Raw genomic sequence first — 22,177 nt, forward strand, 5'->3', positions numbered from 1 at the left:
AGCGACATTGACTACGTCGCTGCGGTAGCCTCAACCTTCCTCAACCTTCCTCAACTTTCCTCAACTGCTTCAACTAAAACCCTCAACTATGCAAAGACGTACCTTCATCCATCAATTTGGCCTCGGTGCCATTGCCTTGGGTACGGGAATTCCCCAGTTGGATTTTTCCGGTAATTTTTCCTTGAGTATCCTGCATACCAACGACTTGCACGGTCGTTTTGAAGGAGACACTTATCACGCTTTTGCCCAACAAGCGAGGCTATTTGTGGAAAAGATCAGGCAGGAACAAGCCCATGTCTTGCTGCTCGACGCAGGAGATGTGTTGAACCCTTCGCACTCGAAAGGGGAGGAGCTGGCCTGGATGAAGGGCATGGGTTACGATGCTTTTGCCCTAGGCAATCACGACTTTGATCGTGGAATGCAAGATTTATCCAATCAACTTAGCCGAAACCCAATCCCTGCCCTTGCTGCAAATTATCAGCTGGCTGACACGCCGCTGGCCGTGCAAGTTAAACCTTATCATATCATTGAAAAGGCGGGGCAGCGCATCGGCATCATGGGCCTAGGTGTGAACCCGCAAGGCTCGATTCCCCAGCTGTTGAGAGAAGGCCTGGTGTATACTGATCCCTTGGTCACAGCGAACCAGATAGCCGCTGAACTTAAAGAAAAACACGCCTGCAATCTGGTGATTTGTTTGTCTCACCTGGGCTATCATTATAAAGATGAACAAGTTTCTGACTTACAATTGGCGCCCCAGTCGCGTCACATTGACCTCATCCTTGGTGGCCATACCCACACTTTTTTACCCGAACCCGTAGTAGTCAATAACCTGGACGGCAAACCTGTGCTGATCAACCACGCCGGTTGGGGTGGTTTGTTGATGGGCCGGATTGATTTGCAGTACAGCAATGGGGCGATTCGCGTGGCTAAAGGGGAAAATGTAGCCATTGGTGCCCAGACTTGGGTGGCGTAAGGATTATGGATTTCCTTAGGTGATTCCTTGAGTGTCTTAGGTTTCTTAGGTGGTGAAAGAATACCCTGCTTCGCAGGTTTTTTTCTTTTTTACCACCTAAGAAACTTTAGAAACCATAGACTCACCTCAGATTATGAATCTATGATACTCGGCACTAAACATGTATTACTAAGCAGTCACCCGAAGATTCGTTCCCGACAGTTCAGTTTTGTACTGCTTCAACGCGGTAGTTGCGGGACCATTCAATACTCCGCCTGATTCCGAAAAAGTGGAGCTATGATTTGGGCAAAAGAACCTGGAGTTGTTGCCCTGGTACTGGATGATGGTGCCCTCGTGGGTGCAGGCTGCTGCCACAGCAATGTAGGTGCCTCCAGTAGTTCTAGCCACGATCACGCCATTTTTGACCAAAAAGCCGCCGTTGTTGTTCAAAACAGCGTTTTCTGAGGCATTGAGGTCTAGGGTGAAATCTACATTTCCACCGCCGCCACCATTGTTGCCACCTGGGTTAACTCCACTTTCTTTTTGCACAGCCGCCAAGACAAGAAATAGCTACGCCACCACCTACGGTAAGCCCCAGTAGGCTCAAAAATTCTTTCCGATCCATAGTTTTAGTTGATTGGTTATGTATTTATGCTTACGAAGTAAATAAGCGTTTTGGGTTTTGGTTTCATGTTGCCAATACTGCATTTATTTGAAAAGAGTTGCCTGTGCAATGAATTTATTTATCGCCCCTTGGTAGCAGATTCAAGAAGAAGTATCTTTGGAATGAGTTTTAAATGTAAAAATTTCAAATGGGCCCATCCTTTAACTACCAAATCCACTCGGATATCACCCTTGCCGAAACCCTCCCAGCCGAGTTTTATCGCAACCCTCATGTATTTGAAGCCATGCAGGAAAAATTATTCCCCCGCAGTTGGCAATGGATTGAAACCGGGGAAAATCTAACTCAAACCGGATCGGTATTTCCTTTTCAATTCTTGCCCGGGTTCGTCAATGAACCCCTGTTTTTGAGCAAAACAGAAGCTGGCGGACTGAAGTGTTACAGCAACGTCTGTACCCATCGGGGCAATATTCTGGTACACAACCCCGGGCAGTACAAAAAACTAACTTGCAATTACCACGGTCGCCGTTTTGACCTCCAGGGGCAAATGGAGTTCATGCCCGAGTTTGTGGAAGCGCAGGGCTTCCCGCGCGCTTGTGACCATTTGACGGAGGTTCCCTGCCAAACTTGGGCCCAGTTTCCCTTTGTTTCTCTCGATCCGGGTTTCGATTTTCAGCCAGTCTTGGATGTGATGCAAGAGCGGATCGGGTTTATGCCGCTGTCCCAGTTCCGATATGCTCCAGAATTGAGCCGGGATTATTTGGTCAATGCCCATTGGGCTTTGTACTGCGACAATTATTTGGAAGGTTTCCATATTCCTTTTGTACACGCAGGGCTCAACCAGGTTTTGGACTATGGGGCCTATTACAGCGAATTATTCGACCATTGTAATCTACAAGTGGGGATTGCTGATGCTGCGACGGAATGTTTTGATCTGCCTGCCGGGCATGTCGATTACGGTAAGCGGATTGCCGCTTACTATTTTTGGGTTTTCCCAAACATGATGTTCAATTTTTACCCATGGGGTTTGAGTATCAACATTGTCAAACCGCTGTCCATCAAGCAATGCAAAGTTCGCTTCATCCTTTACGTATACGATGAAAACAAGCTCGACCAAGGCGCTGGTGCGGATTTGGATAAAGTGGAACGGGAAGATGAATTTGTAGTCGAAAATGTACAAAAAGGGCTACAGTCCCGCTTTTACCAAACGGGACGTTTTTCACCCAAACGTGAAGCTTGCGTTCATCATTTTCACCGTTTATTGGCCACCCACTTATAGCCTTTAACGGTTGATGATGGCAAACAAATGTTGAGGCAATAAACCCTTTTCAATTTCCTCAAGTTGCAGCATCAAATTGTTGGCGTAATGCCCATCAAAACAAGTATGTCCCAGAAAATAACGCTCGTTTTTGCAAGCCAACATAACCACACAGGCCGGGGCACGGCGAGGAATATTGAAGGCGCAAAATTTTTGATCGTAAGGAAAAAGTTTGACCACCGACTGATGGTTGCGGAAAATCAAAAAAGCTTGTTTGTGCTCAAAACCCAGGTCATGGTAGCGGATGCTCAACATGGATTTGAGCCCTTCTTTGGCCAAGGGCAAATGGGCACTGAACCAACCCAATTGATTGAGTTCAAACTTTAACCAACGTTGCCCCTGCAATTTGAGCACAGGAGTAGGTTTATTGAAAAAAGGAATCCAGTCTTGCTCAGTTATTGCGCTAAAGGGGCGCGTGCAAGCCATCGATAAGGTGACAATTTGTAAAGAGGTGGGTTTAGTATGCAAGTTGTTAATTGGCCAAGCAATTTGGATGGGTTTGATCAGTTGTAAGGTTTGATCGTCTTTTTTGGCTTGCAGGCTAAACATACCTGCGGATTCAAAAACCCCATCACGAGAAGTACTAGGCATCGCGGCCAGCAACATTCCGGCTTTGTGCACAATTTCCACCAGCTCCAGGACAATCCGTTCGGTAATGATTCGGCCTTGAGCGTCACAAAAAGAACCTGGTAAAAGATTGATCCTCAGTCCGTTTTCTCCACTTAATTGGTTGAAACGGGTTGGGTCAATCCACAATTGTTGCTTGGGTAACCAACGCAAAACAGCATCATCTGTCAAAGCAGCGCTTTGCCCCATCACTTTTAGTTGACTGATGTTAGCAGCCATAGTTTTCTCCATAGTTTGTGCAACACACCGATGGGGGGCAGATTGAGTACAGTTGTGATTTTTGTGTATAACAAAAAAAAATATACTCAGCGGTGATTGCCGTTCGTCAAAATGAAACCAAAAAAGGGTAGATATTTTAGATAGGTAGACGCTCTCGCGAACAAGGAATTACCAAGGGTAAAACCATAAAACTGAATTGCAAGTGCTAAAGTACAACAAAAGTTGTTATAATTCCTGTTTTTTGTGATATTTTTCCCAGTGTTTTGAGATTTTGACACTAAACATACAATTAAAAAGATGCAGCCATTAGCGGAAAGAATGCGCCCAGCACGCCTCGCAGATTACCTGGGGCAGGAACATTTGGTAGGGGAGGGCTCGGTACTGCGCCAAGCGCTGGCTGCGGGTTTTTTACCTTCCATCATTCTTTGGGGACCTCCGGGAGTAGGCAAAACCACTTTAGCTAATATTCTGGCCAAAGAGACTGGTCGCCCCTTTCATAGCCTGAGTGCCATCTCTGCCGGGGTCAAAGATGTGCGAGACACCATCCAAAAAGCCGAGCAGCAGCGTTTTTTTGGCAAACCCAATCCACTTTTGTTCATCGACGAAATCCACCGCTTTAGCAAATCTCAACAAGATGCCTTGTTAGGTGCCGTCGAAAAAGGGGTAGTGACCCTGATTGGGGCCACCACGGAAAATCCCTCCTTTGAAGTGATCCCCGCTCTCTTGTCGCGTTGCCAGGTGTATGTTTTGAAGCTGCTAGAGACTGATCAATTGATGAAACTGATTCAGGATGCGCTGCAAAAGGATGAATACCTGAAACATAAAAAAGTCCGCTTTGACAGCTACGATGCACTTTTGCATTACTCTGGTGGCGATGCCCGCAAGTTGTACAATATTTTGGAGTTGGTGACCAGCCAGGCGCCTGATGTGGATGAGGAAATTGTGGTGGATGACGCAATTGTCACCAATATTTTGCAACAACACATCACGAGTTACGACAAGGGCGGCGAGCAGCACTACGACGTGGCTTCGGCTTTTATCAAGTCTATTCGAGGCAGCGATCCCAATGCTGCGGTGTACTGGCTGGCCCGGATGATTGAGGGGGGCGAGGAAGTCAAATTCATCGCCCGTCGGATGGTCATTGCGGCGGCGGAGGACATCGGATTGGCAAACCCTAATGGGCTCTTGATGGCGACTACTGCGTTTCAGGCAGTGCAAGCGGTAGGATTGCCCGAGGCGCGGATCATTTTGTCACAAGCAGTAATCTACCTGGCCACTTCGCCCAAAAGCAACTCAGCTTACCTGGCCATCGCCAAAGCGCAGGAATTGGTACACCAGCAGGGCAACCAACCCGTACCGCTGCATTTGCGCAATGCCCCAACTCAATTGATGAAAAAACTGGACTACGGCAAGGCTTACCAGTATTCCCATGATTTTCCGGGCAATTTTGTGGATCAGGAGTACCTGCCAGAAAAATTGAGCGGTACGAAGCTGTTTGAACCAGCGGCTAATCCGACAGAGGAGAAGACGAGAGGCTGGTTGCGGGGATTGTGGAAAAAAAAGTATGGGTATTGAAAAGCCACTTAGTCCACCAGCACCGCCTCTTTATTGTACTTGTTGCGGTATTCAATCGGTGTTAGCCCGGTGATTTTTTTGAATACGGTTCGAAAAGCCTTGGTATCGGTATAACCCACATCGTACATCACTTCATTGATGTTTTTGCGGCTGGACTCAAAGCTGCGTTTGGCCGCTTCGATTTTTACCCTTTGCAGGTATTCCACCACGGTATTGCCGGTGGCCTGTTTGAAGCGACGCTCAAAGCTGCGGCGGCTCACCACCACTGAATCGGCCAATTGATCCACGCTAATTTTTTCAGCGTAATTGATTTCGATGAATTCCTGGGCTTTGAGGATTTCCTTGTCTTTATGGTCCTTTTGCCCCGTAAACATTGCAAACGCCGACTGATTGCTGCGATCAATGTCGATGGCAAAATATTTGGCCGCTAAAATGGCGGTATCCCGGTCGGTGTATTTTTCCAATAAATACAAGAGCAAGTTCCAATACGAGTTGGCCCCACCACTGGAGTACAGGCCTTGCTCGTCGGTGATGATGCTCCCATCAGCCACTTCCACATCGGGGAAGGTTTCCCGGAATTCATTGTAAAATGCCCAGTGGGTGGAGCATTTTTTACCTTTCAACAGACCAGTGGAGGCGAACAAAAAAGCGCCTACACAAAGCGAGGCTACCTCCGCTCCACGGTGGTGATGTTTGATGATCCAGGGTATCGATTCCTGATTTTTAGCTACGGCTCGTTGCATGTCACCAAAAAGAGCAGGGATCACGATCAGGTCAGTTTGTTGGACCTCTTCCAGGATTTTGTCGGTATGGACCGCAAAAACCCCATCGTGCAGCAGCACCACCCGTTGCTGGCCTACCAACTCCACTTCAAAAAGCGGAGCTTTGCCTGCGGCTTGCAAAAACTGATTGGCGGCAGAGAATAGGTAGCGCGGATCGGCTACTGCCTCCATAACGGCTGATTCAGGAACGAGTATAGATACCTTTTTCATGCTACAAATGTAAACAATACATTTGGCGTGATCAACCCCCCAAATAGGCGTTTTTGCACCCTTTTTCGACAAAAAAGACCCTGCATCTTTGTGAATAAATAATCCATGTTATGAACCAACTCATCACCTACCTTACTTTTAATGGCAATTGCCGCGAAGCCATGAGTTTTTACAAAAGCTGTTTGGGCGGTGAACTGGAGTTCCAAACCATCGGAGAATCCCCGATGGCGGAGCGAATGCCGGAAGATATTAAGGACTATGTGCTACACTCCACCTTGCGCAGCGGCCCCATGCTGCTGATGGGCACAGACATGATAGGGGAGCAGGGTTTGGTCAAAGGGAACGCGGTTTCAATTCTGATCGAATGCCAGCATGAGGGTGAAATTCAGGAGATTTACCAACAATTGTCGATCGGCGGGCAGGCGACGCATCCGATTGAACATACGTTTTGGGGGGCGTTGTTTGGGGGGCTGACGGATCGGTACGGGAACAATTGGTTGTTGCATTGTTCGCGGGGGGACGGGTACGGGCAACCCTTGCGGTTGCCCTAACGTGGACAAATGATGACAGGGCAACCGCAAGGGTTGCCCCTACGAGGGTTACAATTTTTTCTTTAATGCTTCGATGTCCAAATGTTGAATGCTGTGGATGAATTTTGGGTGGTATTCACCTTTGGCGTCAATAAAAATGTAACTGGGATACCCGGCCAAACCATACCGCTCCATGATTTTTGTCGACAAATTGCCAGTCAACCAAATATGATCCCCATCCACCCCTAACTCTGCCACCTTCTTTTTCCATTTTTCCTCATCAGAGCTACTATTTACGCAGAGGTACACCACTTTAACTGACAGTTTTTTCAGTTGCTCCTTGGTCTCTTTGCTGTTTTTCATGTCGTCGATGCAAGGACCACACCAGGTTGCCCATACATCCAGGATGATGGCTTGATTGGGGTAAAGGGCACGAATGCGTTGCACCAAACTGTCGATGTGTTTATCTTCGGCACTGTACAAATTGGCACCTTGGGGCAAAGAACCCACAAACTTGCCCAAGGTAGTTTTGGTGGTGCTGAGTGGCATGTTTTTGAGGTTATTGTTGATTTCCTCGGTTTGTTTCTTTTTGCTGCTTAACTCTTCTTGGATGAGCTGTTTACACCACGAGGATTGTAGGGTTGGAAGGATTTTTTCCATGTATTCCTCTCGCTCGAACAGCCCTTCTGGACCACCCATGATTTTTACTAAATCAGCTTTTCGGGGGGGCAAAATGATTTCTTCAAAACCTTTCAGGGGATCACCTTTGTAGGCAACTGACAACATGGTTTGCAGGTAACGATAGTAGGCTATACCATCATTGGACACCAGCAACGGTTGGTGGCGCAGTGCGGCGTCTAAACTTCTGTCTTTGGGGATGGGTTTATTCCAGTGGAATACAAAATGGTGAGAATAATACTCAGACAAGCGCTCATTTTCAAGTAGCCAGGCATCTTTGGAGGGGAATTTTTCTAAAAAGCGATTTTGGTGTTCTGCAATCAAATCGAATGCCTGGTTCCACAATTTGAGGTTTTCACTGGTTGGTAGTTTGTAGTTTGTAGCGGCACGTTGTAAGGTGTAAAATTGTTCTTTTACTTCCAGTTCAAACCTGTTGTACAAGTGTTTTAATTGAGTAAGTGATGAATCGGGCCCACCAAAATTAATTGTTTGGTTTTGCGACATGGATTCCGGGATATCCTTATACTTCAAATAAACTTTTCTTAACTCGATCAAGTCTGCTTCTACATACAAACCTTTGTGGGCAATAACTTCTATAAAACTATAGGGCAACATCAAAAAAACCTGTTGATAGCGAAGTGCATAATCCAACTTGATTTCAAATGAACCATCTTTTTTAAGGTCTGCATAGCGCATAGATTGCCGCTCAGCGTTGGGAACCACCAGCACATAACGGATCGACAAAGTATCCAAATCGCCAGGTGTACAATTCAATAAGCGCCCTTTGATGACTGGGATATTCGCTGGATTGGCAAAATAGGCATCCATTTGAGGATCTTCAAAGGAAAAGGGGGGTTGAGCTTTCAAGAAGCTACACAGGCAGAGGAACATCAAAATACAGGCTCTTTTCTTCATGATTAGCTTAATTTTATAGATGAATTATTACAATAGATTAACGCATTAAAGATGCATGCTTGTTTATAAATGGCGGGTGTAAAAGAGTATTCGGAAGCTTTGAATTAGAATTCGCAGTTGATTTGGAAATAAAAGCGCAGAAATTTTTAAACTTATTCTCCCCCTATCCATTCCCTTACCGTATTTTTACCGCCCACAAGAGATATTTTACCTCATGCAGACAAGCAACATCAGCGCACCAATTGCGAAGCGCGATCCCAAAATACTGGTCACCCACGGCGACCAACGCATCGACGATTATTTTTGGCTCAAAGAGCGCGAAGATCCCGAGGTTTTGGCGTACCTCAACGCCGAAAATGCCTATACCGAGGCGGTTATGGCCAACACGAAGGAGTTTCGGGAAACCTTGTACACCGAAATGGTGGCTCGATTCAAACAGGACGACCAATCGGTGCCCTATTTTGAAAATGGCTACTGGTACCAAAACCGTTTTGAAGAAGGTGCCGAATACCCCTTTCATACCCGCAAAAAAGGCACTCAGGACGCCGCCGAGGAAATCATCCTCAACGTGCCTGAAATGGCCAAGCCACACAGTTATTTTGCCATTGGCAGCAAAAGTGTCAGTTTTGACAACCGTTATCTGGCCTTTGGGGAAGACACGGTGAGTCGGCGCATTTACACCATTAAGCTGCGGGATTTGGAAACGGGCGAGTTCTTGGCCGATGAAATCCCGAACACCACGGGTGCGGCGATTTGGGCCAAAGACAATCAGCACTTTTTTTATACGGCCAAAGACCCTCAAACCCTGCGGGGATACAAAATTTTCCGTCACAAACTCGGCACCTCCGCCGAAGCCGACATAGAAGTTTTTCACGAAGCCGATGAAACCTTTGATGTGGGCGTGGGCATCAGCAAGTCCAAAAAATTCATCGTCATTGCTTCTCAGCAAACCATTACTGGCGAGTACCTGTATCTGGATGCGGCTACTCCAGAAGAGGCATTTACAATCTTTGCACCTCGCGTGCGTGGTTTGGAATACGACATCGACCATTTTGGCGATCGTTTTTACGTTCGCACCAATCTGGATGCCAAGAACTTCCGTCTGATGTACTGTGGGGAAGACCAAACTACCCAGGAGCACTGGCAGGAGTTGATCCCACACCGAGCTGATGTGTTGTTCGAAAACATGGAGTTCTTCCAGGACTACTACGTGATTTCAGAACGCAAGGCAGGCATTACCCAACTCTGGATTCGCACCTGGTCGGGGCAAAACGAGCACTACATTCCCTTTGAGGAAGAGGCCTATCTGGCTTATGTGGGCATCAATCCAGAGTCGGATACTGAACTATTACGCATTGGCTATCAATCCCTCACGACCCCCAATTCCACCTTCGACTACAACATGCAGACCAAGACGTTTGCACTGTTAAAAGAGGAACCAGTGCTGGGTGGATTTAATAAGGAAAATTACCGTTCCGAGCGGGTTTTTGTCACTGCCCGTGATGGCGCGCAGGTACCCATGTCGATCGTTTATCACCGCGATTTTGTCAAAGATGGCAAACAACCGCTGTTGCTTTATGCATATGGTTCTTACGGGTATAGCATGGAGCCATACTTCAGTTCAGCGCGGCTAAGCTTGTTGGATCGGGGTTTTGCCTACGCCATTGCCCATATTCGGGGTGGCGAAGAAATGGGGCGGCACTGGTACGACACAGGCAAGTTGTTGGAAAAAAAGAACACCTTCCACGATTTTATCGACTGCGCGGAATGGCTGATTGCCAACCATTATACCTATTCAGGCAATCTGTACGCCATGGGCGGCAGCGCCGGAGGATTGTTGATGGGTGCCGTAGTCAATTTTCGGCCCGATCTGTGGAAAGCAATTGTGGCCTCAGTTCCTTTTGTCGATGTGGTGACCACCATGCTTGACGACACCATTCCACTCACCACTTTTGAATACGATGAATGGGGCAATCCCAATGAGGAGGAGTATTACCACTACATGAAATCTTACTCTCCTTACGACAATGTGGAGGCCAAAGATTATCCCGCAATGTTGGTGACCACGGGCTTACACGATTCGCAGGTGCAATACTGGGAGCCCGCCAAGTGGGTTGCCAAACTCCGCTTGCTCAAAACGGACCAAAATCCCTTGCTGTTGCATACCAATATGGAAGCCGGACACGGCGGTGCCTCGGGGCGTTTTGCCCGTTTGAAAGAAACGGCACGGGAGTGGGCGTTTGTGTTGGATTTGGCAGGAAAGGTAAGTAGTGAAGAGTGAAGAGTGAAGAGTGAAAAGCAGGGTACACCATTTGGTATGTTTTTCACTCTTCACTCTTCACTCTTCACTCTTCACTCTAAAATCTCAACATCTTCTTCGTTTCTCTACCACTCGCCGTCTGTAGCGTGTAGTAGAACATACCTTTCACATTTCCCAGAGCTTGTGCATCAAGTGAAATTTGATGACTGCCTTCCGCCAAAGTAGCGGAATGTTTATAAATCAATTTGCCTTGTAGGTCCCAAACGCTAAGGGTGATCGCGCCAGCTGCGGGCAGCGAGAAGTTGATGATCGTTTCCTCGTGGAAGGGGTTGGGCTGGTTTTGTTCTAGAGCCAAGCCAGCTTTCAGCTGTTGATCACCACTGAGATTTAAACTGCTGAGGTTCGCCAACTGGCCATCTTCCTGGAATTGACCTGCCGTAGGAAGATAACTTCCATCAAGATCACCCAATTTGATGGCCACAAAATCGGCAATTACGCCACTATCCAGCTTGTCGATGGCCACCGAATCAGGGTATTTACCTGGTTTTAAGGAGCGAGGTACGGCATAACGCGCATCCACAAAACGCCAGCAATTGCCCTGCGGGAAAGAATCCCGTTGAAAAATGATTTGCCGCAATTTGGCAAAATCTTCCGTATTGATCTCCCCATTTTGGTCAATATCGGCGGCTAGGATTTGGTAGGGGCTGAAGTTGTCCAGTTTGTTTTGCAACATTTCCAGCATTACGTTCAAGTCGCGGGTATTGACCCCGTTGGCATCACCAGCCTTCATTTTGGGGCGCACCACATAACTTTCGCCTTCTGGCAATTCCTGGAAACGGTAGAAACCGTCCTTATCCGTTTTGGTTTGATGCGCAACAAAATCCTGGAGGGCATCCAGTGGAATATTGCGGATACGAGTTCCTTGCGCTGTAGCAATGGTACCCGTAATGCCAGGTAAAACCGGACAAATTCGCCGATTGTCTTGCACCAAAAGGTAAGTAACACAATAGCCGTGGTTGCCCAGATTGTCCCAGGCGTGCAATTCAATGTCTACTTTTTGACCGGCTTCCGCGCAGGTGAAAGTTAAAGAAGTACTGTCGATATGTGCCGTTTGCCCCACCCGGTTGATGGAGTAACGGGTGATTTTTTTCAATCCATTTTTATCTACTTCGGGCCCTTGACCATTGCAGTCATAAGCTGGACTCGCCACATAATCGCTGGCCCACACGCTGTTCATTGCGCCACCTTGACCGTCGGACATGAGCGCCATAGCCAGACCCTGTTTACAAGTTGGAGCAGGGGCACTGAGATCACGTACCTCGAAGGGTATGCGCGTAGGCAGGGACAAAGTGCCACACTGATCCCGGACTACAACGATCAGATCGTGTTTGCCTTCGGGTAGGTTGGCAATTTTGATGGTAAAAGTCCCATTTTTATTGTCTTTCCAGGTCCAGCGGGTGTCGTAATTGACGGGCATCCGCATGTTGCTGAGGCTTTGGAAAGGGGCAATCATGATGGACTGGGTTTCCAGACTTACGGTTTCAGAGCAGTTGTCGCTGGCCTTGAAGGTAATATCGATGGCACCTTTACAGGAGTTCAAATCCGTCTGGAATTTAGGTAAAATGGGCACGGTCACCACTGGCCGAACATCGTCGTACACTTTGATGATCTGGGTGTACATAAAAGCGCGGTAGTGAAAGCCTCCATTGTCCAAGCAAATCGGACTAAGTTCAATTTTGCGGTCGTCGGAGGAAATCACCCGATCGTGGCTAAGGTATGCCGTATTGTTGCGCACCAGGACACATACCCCTTCTCCGTACACCCAGTCAAAATCGGGCGCGTCCCGATCGATGACCACGGGGTTGGACATAGGGTCGAGTTGACATCTTTCGTTGTACAACTCCCAGTTCATAACCGTGTAGGTGCGGTAAATTTTGTAGCAGGCATCCGCATCGGTGCGGTAAATTTTGTCGGTAATATTGACCGCCAGTTTATCGTCTCCCAACTCGATCACTTGTACGCCGGGGATATTGCTTGGCGCTTTGCAAGTATTGCTGGATACATCCGCAGGAAAACAAATGTCGTAGTTGTGGACTTTGGGTGGCGGCATTTTGGGCCACCATCCTGGCATATAGCCCTGGGCGTTTAGTGAAGACATTTGGCCCAGGCAGAGCGCCAAAAACAGGTAATACTTAAAATCAATGGTTTTCCGTCTACGCAATGACGGTTGGGTCGAATTGAGCATAACTCGATTAGGTTACTGATTAATTAAATGGCCTGATACCGGGCGGGAGGACATTTGAACCTGAAGGAAATGAGGGACAAAAATAGAACACATTTAGCTTACGGAACCTACTCATTCATTTGTGGGTTATCCGCTACAATATATGACATAAAATTCAGCAATGAGGTTGGAAAAACCCAGCTAAATTTTTCGCAATATACAAGGTTTTTTTGATTCAGGACACAATTCTTTTGCACACTACGCGACTAGCGTCTATTTTTGCGCCGATTTAATCCAACACGATGAAGAACTTTTTGGAAGAACTGGAATGGCGCGGCATGCTGCATTCCAAGATTGACGGGATAGAAGAGAAACTGAATACTGGTAAAGTGGCCGGCTACATAGGCTTTGACCCCACGGCACCCTCTATAACCATTGGCAACTATGTGCAAATCATGTTGCTCAAATTGTTTCAACTCAGCGGCCACCAACCGATTGTTCTGATGGGTGGCGCAACCGGGCGTATTGGTGACCCTTCAGGCAAAGACAAAGAGCGTGAACTCAAAACCACCGATGAGCTGGACGAGAATCTGGCCCATCAAACGACTCAGTTCAAACACTTGTTGAACTTTGATGAAGGCGAAAATGCCGCCATCATGGTCAATAACCTGGATTTTTACCAGGACATGAATGTGTTGGAATTTTTGCGCGTGGTAGGCAAAACTTTGACGGTGAACTACATGCTGCAAAAAGACTCGGTGCAAAACCGCCTGGAAGCGGGGATTTCCTTCACCGAGTTCAGCTACCAATTGCTGCAAGGTTACGACTACCAGTGTTTGTTCAATAAATATGCTTGTATCCTGCAAATGGGGGGCTCTGATCAGTGGGGCAACATCCTTTCGGGTACGGAGTTCATTCGGCGCAACCTCGGTGAGAAGGCTTATGCCATCACTACCCCTTTGTTGACCAAAGCAGATGGCACCAAGTTTGGCAAATCTACCGCGGGCAACATTTGGCTGGATGCCAAAATGACCTCGCCATATAAGTTTTACCAGTTCTGGATCAATGCAGACGATGCGGACATTCCCAAGTTTACGCGTTATTTCACCTTGCATTCCAAGGAAGAAATCGAAGCTCGCGAGTTGGAATTTGCCAGCGACCCACGCGAACTCAAACGCCTACTGGCCGAGGAGCTGACCAAACGGATTCACGGCGAAGAGGCCTATCAGAGTGTGCTCAAAGTATCGGAGTTGTTGTTTGGCCGCAATGCGGATCGGGAGATGTTGTTGAGTTTGAGCGCTGGGGAATTGGAAACTGTGGCGAACGAGATTCCGACCTTTCAGGTGAAAAAGGACTTGTTTGAAGAAGGAATCAATATCGCGGATCTTTTGGCACAACATACTCAGATTCTGGCATCTAAAAGTGAAGTGCGCAAGGCGATTCAGAACAATGCGATTACGGTGAATAAGGAGAAAATCACTACCCATGAAGCAATGGTATCTGTCGGAGACCTATTGCATGGACGGTATGTTATGGTGGAAAACGGGAAGAAGAATAAGTGCGTGCTAATAGCTGAATAGCGTGATGGCGAACAGTTCGTCAACACAAATTATCATTAGCACAAAGGAAAAAAGAGGACACCAAGGACACAAAGTTAGACACTGTCAACGTCTAACTTTGTGCCCTTGGTGTCCTCTTTTTTCCTTTGTGCTAATAAAATGTCGCTTAGTGTTTTTAGGAATTCGAGCCATTTGTCATTTCAGCAACAAATACAACAACTGCGCATACACAATCTTCACCACAATCGACATCGGCGTCATCAAGGAATACCCCACATTCGGTAGCTTATTCTTGCTCCGGCGGATGTTGAAATCCAATATTGCCGGGTGATTCGAAACCAACCCGATCAAAATGCTGAAGGGTATTTTCAAAATTTTATAACCCACCAATAAAGTAGCACATACCGTAAGGATGCTGATCAGCGCACTGCTGGTAAACACCCATAGGCCGATACCACCGCCAGTGATTGTTTTTACAAATTGGTGCCCCGAGTTGACACCCACTCCGGCGAGCAAAAAAATCAAACCAATTTGCCTCAAAATCAGATTCGCACTATAAGGCAAAGACCAGTTGATTGGGCCACTGCGGCGCAAACCGCCCAAGATCAAACCCACAATAATCGGCCCTCCGGCAAAACCCAACTTAAAATCAATACCGCCCGGCAACTGGAAAGTCACCATGCCCAAAATCATGCCCATCGCCATGCCCAAACCGAAGGACAACAAATCGATTTGACTCAATTCTTCGTAGGAATCGCCAAAAAATTTGGCAATCTCGCCCATGTCTTTTCTTCTGCCGATTACCCGTACCCGATCGCCTAGTTCCAGGACAGTATCCGCATTGGCCATCATGTCAACGTCACCTCGGCGGACGCGGGAGATCAGCACGGCGTAGTTTTCACTCAAATTCAAGGCCGCGAGTTTTAGTCCGGCTACTTTGGAGTTGGACACAAAAACGCGACGGGTCTCATATTCGGTTTGATCGTAGGAGAGCTGCTGCGGGAGAATGGCGCCAATTTCCTGGGCTACTTGCTCTACTTCTTCCCGGTCTCCGACCAGGGCTACTTTGTCGCCCAACTGAAATTCGGTATCCCAGGAACTGAGGTGCATGTTTTCGCCCCGTTCATAGCGCCCAAACAAAACCGTCCAGGCCCTTTCCTTGCGCAAATCGCGGATGGTTTTATTGATGACCTCCTTGTGATTGACTTCAACAGTGAGCGTGAGGATGTCCTGGCGTACGGGGTAGTCCTTGCGGAGTTCCCGTTCTTCTTTTTGGAAATCAATTTTGAGCAATTTTTGCATCAAAATGACCGCCAACATCGGGCCTAAAATCCCCATAGGGTAGGAGAGGGAGTACCCAATGACGCTGTTTTCGGCATCTAGCTTGCTGATGTTTTCATCCAAACCCATGTTGCGAATCAGATCCAACAAACCCGCCAAGGCAGGCGTGTTGGTGGTACTGCCCACAAACAAACCCGCCGTGATGCTGCCTTGAAATCCAAGCAAGTAATGTAGTCCAACCGCGATACTCGCCGAAAAACTGAGCATCACAAAAACAAAGATCAAGTCCTGCCAACCCCTGCGTTTGAAGGTACTGAAAAAACTGGGTCCACTGCCAAGACCCACCGTATACACAAAAATGGACAAGCCCAGAAAGGTAATGATTTCGGGAATGCGCAATTCAGGGCTAAAACTGCCAATGAACAAACCCACAAACAATACCGCAGCAACACCCAAACTATTGCCTTTGATGCTGATGCTGCCCACCCCGTAGCCCAAGCCCGCGACGATGAAAAGCAAAAGAATCGGATTTTCAGTTAATGCCTCGATCATATTGATTGTGTTTTGTGCACGAAAAGTACAACTTCGATAAGAAATGTAGGGGATAAAAAAGATCATTGCTCCACAGCACAATTGTCAGCGCAACTTGAAGTGTTAAAACATACCAAATTATAATTGGTGGAAAGGGGACAGAACAAAAAAATTACCCTTTCGTTAAAATTTTTAGTAAAATTTTGTGAGTATTCATAAATTGCCCTATATTGCCCTCAGATTTAAGGTTTCCTTAACAAAGTTGTTAATTTTATTAACGACTTACAGATTGCTTTTTAGATCCTTCATAATAACAGTCGGGTGATTTCTTACAAGAGCGGAGCAGTGGTGCTTGCGCTCTTTTTTTTTGTTGGGGCAACCCTTGCGGTTGCCCATAAGCCGTTGTACGAGCTCTTATCTAAACTATTTTTTTCTTTCGGAAAAAAATAAATATCATTACAAAAATTTTTTAAACCACTTAGATTAGCAAATAACGCTTGTTTGGGAAACGCCAGCAGGTGTTCAAAACGATTACTGTGAAGAACAAACCGGATCTTTCTTTTTGGCAAATCTGGAACATGAGTTTCGGATTTTTGGGGATACAATATGGCTTTGGTTTGCAACAAGCCAACATGAGTCCAATTTATCGGTATTTGGGGGCTGAGGAGAGTAGCATTCCAGGGCTTTGGTTGGCTGGGCCGTTGACGGGGCTGTTGTTGCAACCGATCATTGGTACTTTGTCCGACCGCAGTTGGTCAAACACCTGGGGTCGTCGCCGTCCATACATCTTTATCGGTGCTATTGTGGGCAGTATTGCGATGATTTTGATGCCCAATTCCAAGTCAGTATTCATGGCTGCTTGCTTGATGTGGCTGCTGGATGCGGGTTTGAATTCTTCAATGGAACCATTCCGCGCCTTTGTAGGCGATTTGTTGAATCCCAAACAACGCCCAACCGGGTTTGCAGTACAATCCTTTATGGTGGGATTTGGCCAAACCCTTTCGAATTTAATGCCACTCATTTTACCCATCATCGGCATGTCCATGGCCATTGGGGGCGACTTCAGCAACGGCATTCCAGACTCGGTGCGTATACCATTTTACATAGGGGCAGCGGCCATCTTGCTGACGGTATTTTGGACCATGTACACCACCAAAGAATATCCACCTGAAAATGAAGATTATAAAATCAAACCAACTTTTAGTGCGGAGCAAAAGAAAAACATCTCCTTCTGGCATTTGTCTTTAACCATCGGGGCTGCCTTGATTGGTGGAATGTTTGCCATTCGTTTGGGCGGGCTGACCAGTGGCCTGATCTGGGCAGGAGGAATTGCCGTGGGTTTATATTTGGTGTTGATGTTGCCAGTGTTTAAAGAGATTTTGGCTTCGCTGTCCGAAATGCCACTGGTCATGCGCCAGTTGTGGTGGGTGAAATTTTTCACCTGGTACGGTCTGCCCCTGATGTGGCAATACCTTTCTCTTGCTGTTGCAAAGTACGCCTTCAATGCCCCAAGTCCAGATGCCAACCCAGCGGGGTTTGAAGCTGGGAAAAACTGGGGCAGTTTGTGTTTTGCCATGTTCAGCATTTCCTGCTTTGTGATTTCGATCTTTTTGCCTGGCATTGCTAGACGGATGGGTAGCCGTAGAGCCACCCATGCCTTGTTTTTGACGATTGGTGCGCTAGGCTTCTTTAGTGTCATCCTAAGCAATGATAAATGGATTTATTTTGGGGGTATGACCTTGATCGGCCTGGCCTGGGGCTCAATCATGTCTATGCCTTATTTGATGTTGGCCAATGCGGTTTCATCGGCTCGGATGGGGGTATACATGGGCATTTTTAACGGTTTCATCTGTGTGCCACAGTTCATCGGGATGCTCACAGTGCCGTTGTACTACAAGTCGTTGCTGGGCGATGACCCCCGCAATGCCCTGGTTTTGGCTGGCTTTTGTATGCTTTGTGCTGCTGCTTCCTGTTTCCTGGTGAAGGAGGTTAAAGGGAATGATGAGGCGCCTGCGCAGATGTCGGCAGGGCATTAGAGGATAAATTTGTAGTAAAAAATGGGGCTCGGAGCGTTTGCTGCGAGCCCCGTTTGTGTTAAAATAGCTTTGTTAACAATTTTTAACCTTATATCAAGACAGATTAACCTCTTTCCAAAAAATGCGCTGGTATCTTTGTAGCAAGAAATAACCCGATCAATTTTTTTTTATGAAGCATATTTTTACCCTCGTATGTGCGCTCTTCCTGACCTACGCAAGTTCACAAGCACAAACGAAAGTTTTTGGTACCGTCGCAGATACGACAGGGCAAACGCTCACTGGCGCAACGGTGATGGTCTTGCAAGCTAAAGATTCACTCTTAAGTGGTTTTGCACTCGTTGATCCCAAAGGTGCCTTTGAAGTTGTCGGGGTTAAACCTGGTGATTACATCGTACAATTGAGCTTTTTGGGCTACGGCGTCAAAAAAATTCCAATTACCCTGAGTGGTGAAAAAGAAAAAGACCTGGGCAAAATCATCATGAAGGAGCAATCCGAAATGTTGAATGTGTACGTGGTGGAAGGGGAAAGATCCCCCATGACCATCAAAAAGGACACGGTGGAATTCAATGCTGCCGCCTTTAAGGTACAACCCAACGCTACCGTTGAAGAATTACTTAAGCGCCTGCCTGGCGTAGAAGTAGAAAAAGATGGCAACGTCAAAGCCCAAGGGGAGAGTGTAACCCGGGTATTGGTCAATGGCAAAGAGTTTTTTGGCCGTGACCCCAAGACCGCAACCCGCAACCTACCTGCCGATGCAATTGACAAGATACAGGTGTTTGATAAAATGACCGATGTAGCTGAGTTCACCGGTGTAGACGATGGTCAACGCGAAAAAACCATCAACTTGACTTTGCGCCCAGACCGGCAGAACGGCGTCTTTGGCAATTTCCGCGTAGGCGGTGGTGGCCCAGAACAATTTGACCTGGGCGGTAACGTCAACCGTTTTTCCAAAACTGGCCAATTGTCCTTCATCGGCTCGGCCAATAACGTCAACCGCAACGGTTTCTCCATGAATGAATACCTCGACTTTTCCGGCGGCGGTGGCGGCGGCTTTGGTGGAGGTGGCGGTGGTTTTGGCGGCGGCGGTGGCGGTGATATTCCGATCAACTTTGGCCGCAACTACGGATTCACTACCTTCTATTCTTCGGGTTTGAACTTCAGCAAAGATTTTGGTAAAAAAACCAAGATTAACGGAAGTTACCTGTACAGTGGTTTCAAAAAGGAAACCGACCAAAAGAGCCGTACGGAAAATTTCCTGCAAAATTCTGCTTTCATTAAAAGTGATACTTCCGAGCAAGACGAACGCAGCAATGTCCACCGTCTGAATTTTACCGTGGATCACAATCTGGATTCTACCCAATCCATTCGGGTGGTAGGCCGTTTGTCTTTGAGTGCCAATGGCAACGATGCTTTGTCCAATTCATTTTCAACCAATGAATTGCTGGTTCCGCGAAACTCCAGCAGCCAAACCACTGCTTCGGATGGCGATAATGCCAACTTGAATACCACTTTGTTGTACCGCAAACGTTTCAGCCGCCGCGGCCGTAGTTTGAGCACTACCTTCACGCTGAACAATGTGGGCGGCAATACCGATGGAACAAACCTGTCTCAAAACTTATTTTTTGGCACCGACGGTTCCATTACCAATACCCAAAACTACGATCAACAGACCAATAACCTCAGTGACCGGATGAGCTACAATGCTCGTTTGTCCTATACTGAACCATTGTCAAGAGGTAAGTTTTTGGAACTCAATTACTCTTACAACCATCGGGGCAACGACAACAACCGCGAGGTGTATGACGTATTGCCAACGGGACAGCTGGTACTCAACTCACAACTAACCAACCGTACCCTCAGCGATTTTAACTTCCACAACGGGGGCTTCAATTTCCGGATTTCTAATCCTAAGTTGAACTTCTCTACGGGTCTGGCAGTACAACAAGCAGTGCTGGAGGGTGACATTCGCTCTAGTGAACAAAAGATTCGGCAGGATTTTTTAAATTATTTGCCAAGTCTGCGCCTGCGTTACAATTTTACCCAAATGCGTAGCTTCAATTTTGACTACAGCACAGACATCAACGAGCCTTCAATTACCCAATTGCAACCGGTTCGTGACTTGAGCAACCCCCTGAGCATTTACACTGGTAACCCGAACCTGAAGCCAGAGTATAGCAATCGTTTCACGATGCGTTACAACCACTTCAACCAGTTCAATTTTACCAACTTCTTTGCCTTCACCAACTTTACGTATACCCACAACCGCATTCAAACCGCACAAACCATCAACGAAGAAACCTTGGTCACCGAGCGTACGCCCATCAACGTACCCGATGATTACCGTTTCATTAGCCGCTTGAACTATGGCGGTCGCTTTAAAGGTTTAAAAATGCGGTATAGCTTATCGGGGGGCTTCAATTACAACCGTGGAATCACCTTTGTGAACGCTGCGCGCAACTTCACGAATACGACAAACCCAACGGCAGGGATCACTTTTGAAAACCAGAAAAAAGAGAAGTGGGACTGGAACCTGGGCTACACCCTGAATTATTCCAACACTGCTTACTCCCTCAATAGCGAGCGCAACCAGGATTACAACACCTATACGTATTCAGCTGGCTTGAGAAAATTCTTCTTCAAGGATAAATTAAACATCGAAACCGATCTGGATTACAGCCAATTCCGTGGCTTGGGTGAAGAATTTGATCAGGATATTCCTATCTGGAATGCAGCGGTTTCCGCCTTCTTCCTCAAAGGCAACAAAGGCCAGTTGAAGTTCGGGGTTTACGATTTATTGAATCAAAACCAGGGCATCAGCCGTACTGTTCAATTGAACTACTTCCAGGATCAGGATGTGAACTCTCTGGCGCGTTACTTCATGTTTAGCTTCATCTATTCCATGAAAGGCTTCCAGAAAGCCAATCCAGCGAATCAGATGAACATTAGAATGCGGTAAAATAGTGAAAAGTGAAGAGTGAAAAGTGAAAAGCAAATATACCAGCTGGATTTCACCGTTTGGTATATTTTTTCACTTTTCACTTTTCACTCTTCACTCTTCACTCTTCACTCTTTAAACGCCCACTCCAAAAACTCCCCCATCACCTTTCCCCAGGTCGTCTGATCATGGCGGCCACCTTCCACTTCACGGTACACAATATCTTCATTGAGGCGATAGCCTTTTAGTTTCAATTCTTCAATCAAGCCGAGGGTATCGTCGATGGAATCGATGATGCCATTGTTGTTTCGGTCGGATACTTCGTCTTCGGCACCCGTTTGGAGCCAGAATTTGATAGTGGGTTTATCCGGCGTTTCGCGCACCAGGGCGTGCATGATGCGGTCGGTTGCTTCGTTGTAGCCTTGATCCAATGCCTTGGACCGCCACCAAAAGGATCCAGAAAAAACGCCCACTTTGGAAAAAACATCGGCATGGTGCCACACGATGTCTAGGGCAGATAAGCCGCCCAGTGAAAATCCTGCATAAAAATTGTATTGAGCTTGAATTTTGGCGCGGTAATGCCGCTCGATGTAGGGCTTGAGTTCGTCGATTACAAAGTGGGTGAAGTGCCTTGCCTTACTGCCTCTGCCAGCATAATCCGCCTGATTTGCAGTGCCGTATTCCTGAATGCGTTGCTCATTGGCATGAATGCCCACTACAATAAAAGGGCGAAGGTGATGTTCGGTAAACAAAGCATGCAAGGTTTCTTCCATGCGCAAACTCGGTAAATCCTGGCCATCGTTGAGGTACAAAACGGGATAATGCCTAAAGCTAAATGCGTAATGTGGGGGCAAAATAAGCGTCACATTGACTTTACGTCCCAAATGAATGGAGGATAAAACGAGTTCTTTTTTGTGCATTTT

15 protein-coding genes are annotated in these 22,177 nt (G+C 47.1%); 8 read left to right on the top strand and 7 right to left on the bottom strand.

Annotation, left to right across the window (positions count from 1 at the left end; genetic code table 11):
• The first annotated feature begins 88 nt into the window (after nucleotides 1-88).
• Nucleotides 89-973, top strand: coding sequence for a bifunctional UDP-sugar hydrolase/5'-nucleotidase (locus ACEW9O_RS23685; RefSeq protein ID WP_373552697.1), 885 nt, complete (start codon nucleotides 89-91; stop codon nucleotides 971-973).
• A 168-nt stretch (nucleotides 974-1,141) separates the two neighbouring features.
• Here the strand turns inward: ACEW9O_RS23685 and ACEW9O_RS23690 are convergent, their stop codons facing one another.
• Complete coding sequence (locus tag ACEW9O_RS23690; protein ID WP_373552733.1) at nucleotides 1,142-1,501, bottom strand: ubiquinol-cytochrome c reductase iron-sulfur subunit; 360 nt, start codon at nucleotides 1,499-1,501, stop codon at nucleotides 1,142-1,144.
• Between the two features lie 263 nt (nucleotides 1,502-1,764).
• On the opposite strand from ACEW9O_RS23690, the gene ACEW9O_RS23695 reads away from it, so the two are divergent.
• Nucleotides 1,765-2,853 carry an SRPBCC family protein gene (locus ACEW9O_RS23695; RefSeq protein ID WP_373552698.1) on the top strand — a complete coding sequence of 363 codons (1,089 nt, stop codon included), beginning with the start codon at nucleotides 1,765-1,767 and terminating at the stop codon, nucleotides 2,851-2,853.
• Between the two features lie 3 nt (nucleotides 2,854-2,856).
• Here ACEW9O_RS23695 and ACEW9O_RS23700 read toward each other — a convergent pair whose 3' ends face one another.
• Nucleotides 2,857-3,738, bottom strand: coding sequence for a hypothetical protein (locus ACEW9O_RS23700; RefSeq protein WP_373552699.1), 882 nt, complete (start codon nucleotides 3,736-3,738; stop codon nucleotides 2,857-2,859).
• Nucleotides 3,739-4,035: 297 nt separating this feature from the next.
• Between ACEW9O_RS23700 and ACEW9O_RS23705 the strand changes: the two genes are divergently transcribed.
• Nucleotides 4,036-5,313, top strand: coding sequence for a replication-associated recombination protein A (locus ACEW9O_RS23705; protein ID WP_373552700.1), 1,278 nt, complete (start codon nucleotides 4,036-4,038; stop codon nucleotides 5,311-5,313).
• Nucleotides 5,314-5,321: 8 nt separating this feature from the next.
• On the opposite strand, the gene ACEW9O_RS23710 is transcribed toward ACEW9O_RS23705, so the two are convergent.
• The gene (locus ACEW9O_RS23710; protein ID WP_373552701.1) at nucleotides 5,322-6,305 is read right to left on the bottom strand and encodes a GlxA family transcriptional regulator; all 984 of its coding nucleotides are present in this window, start codon (nucleotides 6,303-6,305) and stop codon (nucleotides 5,322-5,324) included.
• 110 nt (nucleotides 6,306-6,415) lie between these two features.
• On the opposite strand from ACEW9O_RS23710, the gene ACEW9O_RS23715 reads away from it, so the two are divergent.
• Nucleotides 6,416-6,856, top strand: coding sequence for a VOC family protein (locus tag ACEW9O_RS23715; RefSeq protein ID WP_373552702.1), 441 nt, complete (start codon nucleotides 6,416-6,418; stop codon nucleotides 6,854-6,856).
• Between the two features lie 48 nt (nucleotides 6,857-6,904).
• On the opposite strand, the gene ACEW9O_RS23720 is transcribed toward ACEW9O_RS23715, so the two are convergent.
• Nucleotides 6,905-8,428 (bottom strand): TlpA family protein disulfide reductase, encoded by a 1,524-nt coding sequence (locus tag ACEW9O_RS23720; protein ID WP_373552703.1) that lies wholly within the window; start codon nucleotides 8,426-8,428, stop codon nucleotides 6,905-6,907.
• A gap of 214 nt (nucleotides 8,429-8,642) precedes the next feature.
• Between ACEW9O_RS23720 and ACEW9O_RS23725 the strand changes: the two genes are divergently transcribed.
• Nucleotides 8,643-10,709, top strand: a complete 2,067-nt coding sequence (locus ACEW9O_RS23725) for a S9 family peptidase (RefSeq protein WP_373552704.1) — start codon at nucleotides 8,643-8,645, stop codon at nucleotides 10,707-10,709.
• A gap of 76 nt (nucleotides 10,710-10,785) precedes the next feature.
• Here ACEW9O_RS23725 and ACEW9O_RS23730 read toward each other — a convergent pair whose 3' ends face one another.
• Nucleotides 10,786-12,933 (bottom strand): T9SS type A sorting domain-containing protein, encoded by a 2,148-nt coding sequence (locus ACEW9O_RS23730; protein WP_373552705.1) that lies wholly within the window; start codon nucleotides 12,931-12,933, stop codon nucleotides 10,786-10,788.
• A gap of 281 nt (nucleotides 12,934-13,214) precedes the next feature.
• Between ACEW9O_RS23730 and tyrS the strand changes: the two genes are divergently transcribed.
• The gene (gene tyrS, locus ACEW9O_RS23735) at nucleotides 13,215-14,492 is read left to right on the top strand and encodes a tyrosine--tRNA ligase (RefSeq protein WP_373552706.1); all 1,278 of its coding nucleotides are present in this window, start codon (nucleotides 13,215-13,217) and stop codon (nucleotides 14,490-14,492) included.
• Nucleotides 14,493-14,666: 174 nt separating this feature from the next.
• On the opposite strand, the gene ACEW9O_RS23740 is transcribed toward tyrS, so the two are convergent.
• Nucleotides 14,667-16,304, bottom strand: coding sequence for an aspartate:alanine exchanger family transporter (locus ACEW9O_RS23740; protein WP_373552707.1), 1,638 nt, complete (start codon nucleotides 16,302-16,304; stop codon nucleotides 14,667-14,669).
• A 515-nt stretch (nucleotides 16,305-16,819) separates the two neighbouring features.
• Here ACEW9O_RS23740 and ACEW9O_RS23745 point away from each other — a divergent pair.
• Both ACEW9O_RS23745 and ACEW9O_RS23750 read left to right on the top strand, forming a co-directional pair.
• Nucleotides 16,820-18,319 carry an MFS transporter gene (locus ACEW9O_RS23745; RefSeq protein WP_373552708.1) on the top strand — a complete coding sequence of 500 codons (1,500 nt, stop codon included), beginning with the start codon at nucleotides 16,820-16,822 and terminating at the stop codon, nucleotides 18,317-18,319.
• A gap of 169 nt (nucleotides 18,320-18,488) precedes the next feature.
• Nucleotides 18,489-21,275, top strand: coding sequence for an outer membrane beta-barrel protein (locus tag ACEW9O_RS23750; protein WP_373552709.1), 2,787 nt, complete (start codon nucleotides 18,489-18,491; stop codon nucleotides 21,273-21,275).
• Nucleotides 21,276-21,382: 107 nt separating this feature from the next.
• Here ACEW9O_RS23750 and ACEW9O_RS23755 read toward each other — a convergent pair whose 3' ends face one another.
• Nucleotides 21,383-22,174 carry an alpha/beta hydrolase gene (locus tag ACEW9O_RS23755; RefSeq protein WP_373552710.1) on the bottom strand — a complete coding sequence of 264 codons (792 nt, stop codon included), beginning with the start codon at nucleotides 22,172-22,174 and terminating at the stop codon, nucleotides 21,383-21,385.
• Nucleotides 22,175-22,177 lie beyond the last annotated feature (3 nt).

Origin of the sequence: Haliscomenobacter sp. (assembly GCF_041740695.1) — a bacterium.
In the GTDB taxonomy this organism is placed as follows: Bacteria; Bacteroidota; Bacteroidia; order Chitinophagales; family Saprospiraceae; genus Haliscomenobacter.

Excerpts from the sequence above, each read along its gene's own strand:
- ACEW9O_RS23685 (WP_373552697.1), top strand. The coding sequence starts at position 89 with ATGCAAAGACGTACCTTCATCCATCAATTTGGCCTCGGTGCCATTGCC.
- ACEW9O_RS23695 (WP_373552698.1), top strand. The coding sequence starts at position 1,765 with ATGGGCCCATCCTTTAACTACCAAATCCACTCGGATATCACCCTTGCC.
- ACEW9O_RS23700 (WP_373552699.1), bottom strand. The coding sequence starts at position 3,738 with ATGGCTGCTAACATCAGTCAACTAAAAGTGATGGGGCAAAGCGCTGCT.
- ACEW9O_RS23705 (WP_373552700.1), top strand. The coding sequence starts at position 4,036 with ATGCAGCCATTAGCGGAAAGAATGCGCCCAGCACGCCTCGCAGATTAC.
- ACEW9O_RS23710 (WP_373552701.1), bottom strand. The coding sequence starts at position 6,305 with ATGAAAAAGGTATCTATACTCGTTCCTGAATCAGCCGTTATGGAGGCA.
- ACEW9O_RS23715 (WP_373552702.1), top strand. The coding sequence starts at position 6,416 with ATGAACCAACTCATCACCTACCTTACTTTTAATGGCAATTGCCGCGAA.
- ACEW9O_RS23720 (WP_373552703.1), bottom strand. The coding sequence starts at position 8,428 with ATGAAGAAAAGAGCCTGTATTTTGATGTTCCTCTGCCTGTGTAGCTTC.
- ACEW9O_RS23725 (WP_373552704.1), top strand. The coding sequence starts at position 8,643 with ATGCAGACAAGCAACATCAGCGCACCAATTGCGAAGCGCGATCCCAAA.
- ACEW9O_RS23730 (WP_373552705.1), bottom strand. The coding sequence starts at position 12,933 with ATGCTCAATTCGACCCAACCGTCATTGCGTAGACGGAAAACCATTGAT.
- tyrS (WP_373552706.1), top strand. The coding sequence starts at position 13,215 with ATGAAGAACTTTTTGGAAGAACTGGAATGGCGCGGCATGCTGCATTCC.
- ACEW9O_RS23740 (WP_373552707.1), bottom strand. The coding sequence starts at position 16,304 with ATGATCGAGGCATTAACTGAAAATCCGATTCTTTTGCTTTTCATCGTC.
- ACEW9O_RS23750 (WP_373552709.1), top strand. The coding sequence starts at position 18,489 with ATGAAGCATATTTTTACCCTCGTATGTGCGCTCTTCCTGACCTACGCA.
- ACEW9O_RS23755 (WP_373552710.1), bottom strand. The coding sequence starts at position 22,174 with ATGCACAAAAAAGAACTCGTTTTATCCTCCATTCATTTGGGACGTAAA.